At 74.9% G+C, this 4,319-nt stretch carries 5 protein-coding genes; 1 reads left to right on the top strand and 4 read right to left on the bottom strand.

The genetic code is table 11. From position 1 onward, the window contains the following. Positions 1–115: 115 nt before the first annotated feature. Both ACZ5NJ_RS22225 and ACZ5NJ_RS22230 read right to left on the bottom strand, forming a co-directional pair. Positions 116–463 (bottom strand): hypothetical protein, encoded by a 348-nt coding sequence (locus ACZ5NJ_RS22225; protein WP_468766833.1) that lies wholly within the window; start codon positions 461–463, stop codon positions 116–118. Beyond that, positions 463–1,023, bottom strand: a complete 561-nt coding sequence (locus ACZ5NJ_RS22230; protein ID WP_468766835.1) for a CGNR zinc finger domain-containing protein — start codon at positions 1,021–1,023, stop codon at positions 463–465. The genes ACZ5NJ_RS22225 and ACZ5NJ_RS22230 overlap by 1 nt, the downstream gene beginning before the upstream one ends. Before the next feature lie 81 nt (positions 1,024–1,104). Here ACZ5NJ_RS22230 and ACZ5NJ_RS22235 point away from each other — a divergent pair, with 81 nt between their 5' ends. Further along, on the top strand, positions 1,105–1,953 hold the full coding sequence (locus ACZ5NJ_RS22235) for an alpha/beta fold hydrolase (protein WP_468766836.1): 849 nt from the start codon (positions 1,105–1,107) through the stop codon (positions 1,951–1,953). A gap of 90 nt (positions 1,954–2,043) precedes the next feature. On the opposite strand, the gene ACZ5NJ_RS22240 is transcribed toward ACZ5NJ_RS22235, so the two are convergent. Together ACZ5NJ_RS22240 and ACZ5NJ_RS22245 are read right to left on the bottom strand one after the other, a co-directional pair. Further along, positions 2,044–2,943, bottom strand: a complete 900-nt coding sequence (locus tag ACZ5NJ_RS22240; protein WP_468766837.1) for a cellulose-binding protein — start codon at positions 2,941–2,943, stop codon at positions 2,044–2,046. A gap of 133 nt (positions 2,944–3,076) precedes the next feature. After that, positions 3,077–4,319 (bottom strand): SUKH-4 family immunity protein (locus ACZ5NJ_RS22245; RefSeq protein ID WP_468766838.1); only part of this gene is annotated, 1,243 nt, incomplete at its 5' end.

Consider the following 4,319-nt stretch of genomic DNA (forward strand, 5'->3'; position numbering starts at 1 on the left):
CAGTGCAGTCGCGAGGGTCTCCAGGTTTGTCGTCACAAACGAACCAACGAGACCCTCGCTTCATGCGCCCGAAGACTTCGGACTTACTCGTCTAGGTGTATCGACCCGCGGCGGGTCAATGCACCTGGACGTCCGCCCGGGTCAGGGTCAGCTTGCCGACCCAGTCGAACTCCTCGGGGTACTCCCACTCCTGAGGGTCCGCGAGGACCGCCGGCAGGTCCGCGCGATCGACCACGGGGCCCGGCCGGAAGCCGGGGGTGCCGTCGGGTGAGGTCCAGGGGACCACCCGGTGCACCGCCACCCACCCCCGGTCGACGAGCCCCAGCAGGACGGGGATCAGGCAGGAGGCCGGCTTCTCCTTGTCCGCCTCCGCCAGGTCGCCCCAGACCCCGGGCAGGATGTCGATCTCCGACGCGTTGAGCACGAACGCGTACTCGTTCTCGGTCAGCGCCTCCCCGTCCATCAGGGCCGCTCCCCCTTGTGCCGGGCGTAATAACGGGCCACCCGCGCCCGGTTCCCGCAGGCCGACGCCACGCACCAGCGGCGCCTGGGGTGCGCCGGCAGGAACAGCAGCACGCAGTCGTCCGCCTCGCAGGCGCGCACCGACGCCACCCGCTCGTCCGTCAGCAGGTCCACCACCGCCTCCGCCAGCTCGGCGGCCAGCCGCGCCGCCGGGGCGGCCTCCCGGTGCGGGGCGGCCACCAGGCCGGTCAGGGCCGACCAGTACACCTCCCGGTGCGCGGGGGCGGCGGCGAGGGCCGCGTTCAGCGCCTCCAGCGCCTGTGCGGGCGGCCGCGCACCGCGCCGCGCCGCGTCCAGCGCAGGCCCGGCGGCCTCCCGCACGGCGTGCGCGGCGGCCACCTCGGCCTCCCCCACCTCGGCGACCCGGCTCAGCCGGTCCCCCTCCACCGCCAGCCAGGCGGCGAGCCCGGCCCGGTCGGCGATGAGATCGCCGGCGTCGGCGGGGCGGGTGTTCAGCAGATCGAGCGCGAGGGGCTCGCCGGTCAACGGAAAGAACGTCACCGGCTAATGCTAGCAAGGGCCGTTGACACATTAGCGATCTCCCGCCGAGACTAATGCCACTGGACCCACTGGAGGCATGTGATGATCGCGCACCGCACCGTAGACGTCGACGGCGTGACCGTGGCCTACCGCGAAAGCGGCCCCGCCGACGGTCCCGTCCTGCTGCTCCTGCACGGCTTCCCCACCGCCTCGCACCAGTTCACCCGCCTGATGGACGCCCTGCGCGACACCCCGTATCGGCTGATCGCCCCCGACTACCCCGGCTTCGGCCGCACCGACACCCCGCCCGGCTTCACGTACACCTTCGACCGCCTCGCCGACATCGTGGAGGGCTTCACCGACGCCCTCGCCCTCGACCGCTTCGCGCTGTACGTCTTCGACTTCGGCGCCCCCGTCGGCCTCCGGCTCGCCACCCGGCGCCCCGAACGCGTCACCGGCCTCATCGTCCAGAACGGCAACGCCTACGACGAGGGACTCTCCGACGCCGCCCGCCAGTTCGCGGGACTACGGCGGGAGGTACCGGGCAACGAGGAACGGGTGCGCCGCCTGTTCACCCCGGAGGGCACCCGCTTCCAGTACGAGACCGGGGTCGCGGACCCCGCCCTGATCTCCCCCGACAACTGGACCCTCGACGTCCACTACCTCGGCCTGCCCGGCCGCACCGACGCCCAGGCCGACCTCGCCTTCGACTACGCCTCCAACTTCGCCCACTACCCGGCCTGGCAGGCCTGGCTCCGCGAATCGGGGCTCCCCGTACTGGTCGTCTGGGGCGCCGGCGACCCCTTCTTCACCCCGGCGGGAGCCAAGGCGTACCTGCGGGACGCGCCGGGCGCGGAGGTCCACGTCTTCGAAGGGGCCGGGCACTTCGCCCTCGAAACCCACCTGAACGACATCGCCCCGCTGATCGCCGACTTCCTCCGCCGCCTCTGACCGTCCCCGGGCCGGGGGGCGGGCTCCCGCTGCGCGGTGCCGACCCCGACCAGCCCCCCCGACCCCGCAACGCCCCGGCCAGGGCGACGGCTATCCCTCCGCCGGCGCCCGCCCCGTGAGCGCCGCCAGGCTGGAGCGGACGTGGTTCATGTGCGCCCGCATCTCCTCCTGCGCCTCCGCGTGCTCCCGCAGGATCCGGTCCGTCTCCCGCACCACCCGCTCCTGCCGCACCCGCGCCTGCGCCACCAGCTCCGCCGCCCGCGCCTCCGCGTCCTCCTGCCCGTGCCGCGCCGACTCCTCCGCCTCCGCGAACCCCCGCCGCGCCTCCGCCAGCCGCCCCTGCGCGTACCGCTCCATCTCCGCGAGCCGCGCCTCCAGCTCCGCCTCCCGCGCCGCCGCCTCCCGCCCGGCCGCGTCCCACCGCTCCGCCTGCTCCTGCTCCCGCTCCGCGAGCAACGCCTGCGCACGCCGGCGCGTCTCCGCCAGCCCCGCCTGCGCCTCGGCCCGCCACCCCGCGGCCTCCTCGCGCGCCTTCGCCCGTACCTCGTCCGCCTCCCGCTGCGCCCGCAGCAACCCCTGCCGCGCCCGCACCTCGGTCTGCTCGCGCACCGCCTCCGCGTCGTGCCGCGCCAGCTCGGACACCCGGTCGGCGTGCGCCTCGGCCGCGGCCGCCGCCTCCAGCGCGTCCGCCCGCGCGTCCGCCCGCAGAACCTCCGCCTCCTCCTGGGCCAGCGCCAGGATCCGCCGGGCGCGCTCGCTCAGGTCGTCGTACGTCTGCGGGGCCAGCGCCGCCACCGCCACGCGCAGCCGCTCCGCCTCCTCCTCCATCCGCCGCGCCAGGACGGTCAGCCGCGCCACCCGCTCCCAGGCCTCGTCCCGGCTGCCGGCCAGCCGGGAGAGGTACCGGTCGACGTCCTCCGGCCGGTAACCGCGGCCTCCGCGCACGGTCGAGAAACCCTGGGGTCCGTGAGGTGACATGGGTGCACTCATCCTGGAAGCGCCTCTCTCGCGGGGATTACCGTCAAGGATGCGTCATTTGGGGCCGGAAGCCTGAATGGCCGGGCCGGGACCCCCACCGAGGGTCCCGGCCCGGCCATTCAACCGATCATCCGGCGCTGCCCGATCAGAGCAGTCCGTCCCACATCTGCTCCAGCAGCACCGACCACCAGCTCTCCGGTGACGCCAGCGCCGCACTGTCGAGCCCCGCCAGATTCGCCTGGAAGTCGACGGTCCAGCGCCCCGCCTGCTCCGGCGTCAGATGCTGCCGCAGCCGCCACATGTGACCCAGCATCGCCAGCGACCGCGCGAACTGCGGCAGGCTCGAATTCACGAACTGCGGCGGCACGGTCGCCCCGCCCGGGCCGGCCTCGACCGGCACCGCGACGATGTGCGCCGTCCCGTACTGCACGCACAGCGCCTTGCCGAAGTCACTGCCGACGACCAGGTACGAACCCGCGTCCGACGCCGGCTGCACCTGCCGCTGCGCGGCCAGCTCCGCCAGCGTCGGCACCGGCTGCCCGGGCACGGCCTGCGCCCAGAAGAACGGCCCGAAATCGACCGGCAGACCCGCCCACATCAGCGTCTGCGCCACGATCTCCGGCACACCCTGGCGCGAGACCGCCCGCTGGTCGAACCGGAACACGCCCTGCGGCCCGAACGCCCCCGCCAGCTCCTGCGCGATCGCGTCCATCGGGATCGCCGGCTGGAGCGGGACCTGCGGCAGCGGCGCACGGACCGGCGCCGGGCGCGCGGGACCGTCCGCCACCTGGTGCAGCTCACCCTGATGGGTGAGCAGGTGCCGCATGCCCTGCTGACGTCCCGCGTGGTCGGTCCCGTACGGGGCCACGCTCGTGATCCGCACCTGAGGCCAGGTCTCCCGGATCATCCGGGCGCAGTAGCCGCCGGGCAGCTCGCAGGAGGCCAGCTCGGTGTGCAGCTCCAGCACCTGCTGCGGCGGCACGTTCATCGCGCGGAGCTCGTACAGGATCTGCCACTCGGGGTGCGGGGTGCCGGGCGCCGAGCGGCGGATGAGCTGCTGCTCGGAGCCGTCGGGCGCACGGTAGCGGAGCACGGCCTGGTAGCCGGGGCCGACCGTGGGCACGCCGGACGGGGCCGGCTGCTGCCCCACCGGACCGCCGGGCGGCGCGGAGGGCGGGCCGGGCGGACCGGGCGGCGGAACGGTACCGGGACCGGCCAGCATCGTCGCGGCGTGCTGCATCCCGCCCCCGGGCGCACCGGGCGCACCGGGAGCGCCGGGAGCGCCGGGCGGGCCGGGCGGCTGCGGCGGCTGCACGACCGCCGGACCCGCCAGCATCGTCGCGGCATGGTCCAGCCCACCCCCGAGCGAACCGGAACCAGGAGCCCCG

The organism is Streptomyces sp. NPDC032091, assembly GCF_055580265.1.

Coding starts and splice junctions, on each gene's coding strand:
- ACZ5NJ_RS22235 (WP_468766836.1), top strand. CDS start 1,105: ATGATCGCGCACCGCACCGTAGACGTCGACGGCGTGACCGTGGCCTAC.
- ACZ5NJ_RS22240 (WP_468766837.1), bottom strand. CDS start 2,943: ATGAGTGCACCCATGTCACCTCACGGACCCCAGGGTTTCTCGACCGTG.
- ACZ5NJ_RS22225 (WP_468766833.1), bottom strand. CDS start 463: ATGGACGGGGAGGCGCTGACCGAGAACGAGTACGCGTTCGTGCTCAAC.